This window comes from Shewanella colwelliana ATCC 39565, assembly GCF_000518705.1.
Classification (GTDB): Bacteria; Pseudomonadota; Gammaproteobacteria; order Enterobacterales; family Shewanellaceae; genus Shewanella; species Shewanella colwelliana.
This window is the reverse complement of record NZ_JAEC01000049.1, coordinates 1-4,845: the sequence shown is the minus strand read 5'-3', so window position 1 is coordinate 4,845 and position 4,845 is coordinate 1. Positions and strand designations below refer to the sequence as shown.

Annotated in this window: 3 protein-coding genes, 4 tRNA genes and 1 rRNA gene; 7 read left to right on the top strand and 1 reads right to left on the bottom strand. The window is 43.9% G+C overall.

Annotated features, from left to right (window positions below):
- Positions 1–119: 119 nt before the first annotated feature.
- The 3 genes from rrf to birA all read left to right on the top strand — a co-directional run bounded on the left by rrf (position 120) and on the right by birA (position 3,134).
- A 5S ribosomal RNA gene (gene rrf / locus L876_RS0116190) occupies positions 120–235 on the top strand.
- A 912-nt stretch (positions 236–1,147) separates the two neighbouring features.
- Positions 1,148–2,182 (top strand): UDP-N-acetylmuramate dehydrogenase, encoded by a 1,035-nt coding sequence (murB, locus tag L876_RS0116185; protein ID WP_028764752.1) that lies wholly within the window; start codon positions 1,148–1,150, stop codon positions 2,180–2,182.
- Positions 2,175–3,134, top strand: a complete 960-nt coding sequence (gene birA / locus L876_RS0116180) for a bifunctional biotin--[acetyl-CoA-carboxylase] ligase/biotin operon repressor BirA (protein WP_028764751.1) — start codon at positions 2,175–2,177, stop codon at positions 3,132–3,134. Before murB ends, birA begins: the two co-directional genes overlap by 8 nt.
- Positions 3,135–3,138: 4 nt before the next feature.
- On the opposite strand, the gene coaA is transcribed toward birA, so the two are convergent.
- Positions 3,139–4,089, bottom strand: a complete 951-nt coding sequence (gene coaA / locus L876_RS0116175) for a type I pantothenate kinase (RefSeq protein WP_028764750.1) — start codon at positions 4,087–4,089, stop codon at positions 3,139–3,141.
- Between the two features lie 235 nt (positions 4,090–4,324).
- Here coaA and L876_RS0116170 point away from each other — a divergent pair.
- The 4 genes from L876_RS0116170 to L876_RS0116155 all read left to right on the top strand — a co-directional run bounded on the left by L876_RS0116170 (position 4,325) and on the right by L876_RS0116155 (position 4,727).
- Positions 4,325–4,400: transfer RNA gene (locus L876_RS0116170), tRNA-Thr, on the top strand.
- Positions 4,401–4,407: 7 nt separating this feature from the next.
- Positions 4,408–4,492: transfer RNA gene (locus tag L876_RS0116165), tRNA-Tyr, on the top strand.
- A 40-nt stretch (positions 4,493–4,532) separates the two neighbouring features.
- Positions 4,533–4,617 (top strand) — tRNA-Tyr (locus tag L876_RS0116160).
- 36 nt (positions 4,618–4,653) lie between these two features.
- Positions 4,654–4,727 (top strand) — tRNA-Gly (locus L876_RS0116155).
- Positions 4,728–4,845 lie beyond the last annotated feature (118 nt).

The window sequence follows — 4,845 nt, the reverse complement described above, 5'->3', positions numbered from 1 at the left end:
AGTTAATGGTTAACTTTAGCGAAAGAATACAGACACTTGATTTAGTGTGATTCAATTTTAATATCTCTTGCTTCTTGAAATACAGAATTGAGAGCAGCTTTTCAAATTTACCAAATTTGTCTGGAAACCATAGCATTGTGGCCCCACCTGATCCCATCCCGAACTCAGAAGTGAAACGCAATCGCGCCGATGGTAGTGTGGGGTCTCCCCATGTGAGAGTAGGTCATTTCCAGGCGCCTAATACACGAAAAAAGCCCTAGCAAAAAACGCTAGGGCTTTTTTCGTATATGCGCTTCGCGAAACCACATACCCCCGACGTCACCCCGCCGCTAAGCGGGCTCTCCAGCTTCGTAACAAGTTACTTGCGCTACTTAGCTCCTGAATGCGTTGCATACATAGCGGAGCTTCTTCGCCCCCATGTGTTCGCTGCGCAAACTAGGAGAGTTGGTCATTCCCAGACTCCTAATTTCTCGTAAAGAGAGTCTATAAAGCCCGCTTGTGAAATAATTACGCGAGCAATGGGGAGCTATTGTGCATGTTATACAAGGCTGCTATCTGTGTGATGGGCAGTAGATAGCGTCTGCACTGACTCTACTTCCAACATTAGTTCATAGGGAGAAGGCTCTGTGGTTTTAAGGCTAAATTTGATGTTGGCTTGGTAGAAAATAGTCCCGACCTTTTCGGCATGGCTTAGATCCGCGTGAGCCAAGGGTGAGAGTGATAAACCAGACTCACCTAAATCGTTGGTGGTAATTGGGGGCCACCTTGTAACTATATCGGCCGCGCGAAAAAGCTATTTGGATATCGATTGGCCGCTGATTGAGGGTTTCCACTATCAATCATCAATTTTCGGCGTGCATACGATGCACAATAGTAGGTGTTTATAGTCTTTATAGTATTTATAGTCTTTCAGTTTTATCCCTCCTGAAAAGTACACTTTGCATGTTACACATTTTGAATTGCTAGCTGTGAAAGGTACCTAGTCGCTCTCAAGTTTTGGCTCGCACTCAATGTTAGAGCTGCTTTGCTTATTGATTTCTACGCAAACCTTAGCCAAATAAGCTGAACTTTTGCGCGATAAGTATTTGGTTTATGCACTAGACAGTCGATGCGTTACAATGACTTTTTGAATCGCTAAACAGATCTTATGAATACCAATACATACAATTCACTGTCTGGCCTTAATACGCTAGGCGTCGATGCTACTTGTGAAAAACTCATTCATGCTACTAATCGTCAGCAGATAGTTAAAGCCTGTTTAGATGAGAGGCTAGAGCATACGCCGTTATTGGTACTCGGAGGTGGCAGTAATATTGTACTGACATGTCATTTCCAAGGCACTGTAGTCGTGCTTGAAAGTAAAGGTATAGCTATTAAAGAAGATGATAACGCCTATCATTTGGTGGTTGAAGCGGGCGAAAATTGGCACGATTTAGTTAAGTTTTGCCTAGAAAATAAGATGCCAGGATTAGAAAACCTTGCCTTAATACCTGGGTCTGTTGGAGCGGCACCGATACAGAATATTGGTGCATACGGAGCAGAGCTTGCCCAATACTGTGAGTGGGTAGAATACTTAGATTTAGAAACAGGTAAGTGTCAGCGTCTCAATGCAAGTGAATGCCTTTTTGGGTATCGGGATTCTATATTTAAGCAAAAACTAAAGCAAAGAGCAGTTATTTTAAGTGTCGCATTACGGCTCGATAAGCAATGGAGTCCAAATCTTAGTTACGGACCATTGAAAGGGTTTAGCCGAGAAAGTGTCACCCCTAAGGCTGTGTTTGATTGTATTTGTGCAATACGGCAACAGAAGTTACCGAATCCAAAGGTATTAGGTAATGTAGGAAGCTTTTTTAAGAATCCCATTGTCAGCAAATCACAGTTCGAATCGTTGCAAGAAAGCTATCCTAATATTGTCGGTTATGTAGTGAGCGATCATGACGTGAAACTTGCAGCAGGTTGGTTGATAGAGCAAGCGGGTCTAAAAGGATCGTCAGTAGGTGGTGCTTCAGTTCATTTGCAGCAGGCGCTCGTGCTAGTAAATAAAAATCAAGCAACCGGTGATGACGTGTGTCAGTTAGCACGCAATATTATAGCAAAGATACATAAGCTTTTTGGCGTCACATTAGAAGTCGAACCTCGAATTATTGGTGCCTCAGGGCAAAAGGAGATTGATAATGCATGATCAGTGGCAGCGTAAACGCGCAATAATTGCAGAACTAAGTCGCGGAGGTTTCATCTCTGGAGAGGTGTTAGCAACAAACCTTGGCATTTCTCGCGCTGCAGTCAGCAAGCATATTGCAAGCTTAGAAGAGTTTGGCGTTGACGTGTTTAGCGTGAAGGGAAAGGGTTACAAGTTGGCGACACCACTTAGCTTAATTGACGAGAAGGTGTTGAAGAGCGGATTAAGCAGTCGCTGTTTTTATTTCGATGATATACCTTCAACGAATGCGTTTTTATTGGGTCATGTCAATGAGCTAACCAGCGGTGATCTTTGCGTTGCAGAGTATCAATCGGCTGGTCGAGGGCGTCGTGGGCGCACTTGGGTATCGCCCTATGGCGGGCACTTGTATGCATCGCTTTATTGGCAGTTTTCTCAGGGGATGGCACAAGCTATGGGGCTAAGCCTTGTTGTTGCCTGTTCACTGGTTACTGTGCTGCGTAATATGGGCGTTGCCGGTGTAGGAGTGAAATGGCCGAACGATATCTATTTAAACCATAAGAAGCTGGCCGGCGTGTTAATCGAAATGAGTGGTCAGGCAGATAGTGTGTGTGACGTTGTGATTGGCATTGGGGTTAACATGTCAATGTCTGAGCAACAATCACAAAAGATAGATCAGCCTTGGAGTGATCTATCTGAATTGGCCCAAATGCCTGATAAAACGATGTTGATGATTAAGTTGCAGCAACAGCTTGTGAAGGATCTGGAGCAATTTGAAGTTGATGGTCTTAAAGCCTTTAAACAACTTTGGCGAGACGTAGATCTATTCGATGGTCAGCCCATTAAACTCTTAATGGGCGATAATATCGTTGAAGGCACCTGCTGTGGTATTGATGATCAAGGTGCGGTTTTACTGCAGAATGAACTGGGGATTCAAGCTTATATCGGCGGTGAAATATCGCTGCGCGCGCAATAAGAAATTATTTTCTTAGTAACACCTGGTTCATCAAATGATCAGTACCTTTACGGAGGATCAGGTGAGCTCTATCTCTCGTTGGTAGGATGTTTAGGTTAAGATTAGGGCCGTTAATACTATCCCAGATATTAGCGGCTATTTTTGTTGCTTCATCGTCGGTCAAGCTTGAGTAATGGTGGAAATAGGAGTTTGGGTCGCTAAATGCGCCACTTCTAAATTGCAAGAACCGCGAAACATACCAATCTTTTAGCAGAGACTCTTCTGCATCAACATAGATAGAAAAATCAACGAAATCAGAGACAAAAGGCTGCTGGATAGCAACGTGAGTATCTTGTCCTGTTTGTAAAACATTAAGTCCTTCAATAATTAAAATATCAGGCTGTTGAATGACTTGATTGGTGTCAGTAATTCTATCGTAACTAATGTGCGAGTAGATAGGCGCTTTAACGACGCTGTCACCGGCCTTAATTTTCGAAATGAACTCCACTAACATCTTCATATCGTAACTTTCAGGAAAGCCTTTACGTTGAAGCAGGCCGCGACGTTTTAATTCCGCCAATGGATATAAGAAGCCGTCGGTAGTGACGAGATCAACTTTTGGATGTTCAGGCCACTGTTGTAACAGCGCTTGCATAATACGTGCGGTGGTACTTTTCCCCACCGCGACGCTGCCAGCAATACTGATGATATAAGGACGTTTAGGTGGCACTCGCCCTAAAAACTGATTCAGTACTAACCCACGTTGTTGTCTGGCTTCTACAATTAGGTTGAGTAAACGGCTAAGCGGCAAGTAGATGTCAGTGACTTCATCTAATGATATCGACTCGTTTATTCCTCGCAAATTTTCTAGTTCACTTTCACTCAGTGTCAGTGGCACTGATTTTCTGAGTTCGGCCCATTGTTGGCGCTCAAACGCCAAGTAAAGCGCATTATGAATGTGACTGTCTAATTGCATGGTGTAAATCTCCCCTTAGGCATCGCACAGTACACCATAGGTATAAGTGGAACAACTGCAAAAATTACTTTCCTTTGGTCTATGTAATGAATTGGTAAATATCTGGGCAAATAGTGCGCGCTTATGGATGTGAATGCATGAAATTCCGCCATTTAACCAATTTTTTTGCAAATATTTAAAATTAGCTATTGCACTTGTCGTCACTATTACCTAATATCCGCTACCGAAATGACACGCCGGCATAGCTCAGTTGGTAGAGCAACTGACTTGTAATCAGTAGGTCCCGAGTTCGACTCTTGGTGCCGGCACCATTTCTCTGGAGGGGTTCCCGAGTGGCCAAAGGGATCAGACTGTAAATCTGACGGCTCAGCCTTCGAAGGTTCGAATCCTTCTCCCTCCACCATCTTTATCTTATTATTAAATTGGTTTTAAGCGATACACGTGGAGGGGTTCCCGAGTGGCCAAAGGGATCAGACTGTAAATCTGACGGCTCAGCCTTCGAAGGTTCGAATCCTTCTCCCTCCACCATTTTTCTAGGTAGTTAGGTAACCTTAGTTAGGTTGCGCGGATGTCGTATAATGGTATTACTCCAGCCTTCCAAGCTGATAACGCGGGTTCGATTCCCGCCATCCGCTCCAATTTTCGCTGACTGTGCCCATATCTAAGAGCTCCCCTTACGGGTTACGTTCTCGATAAACTGCCCTCAGCCTCCTACTAAGCTTCCTTATTATCTTAATTAAATCGATTCGATGACAT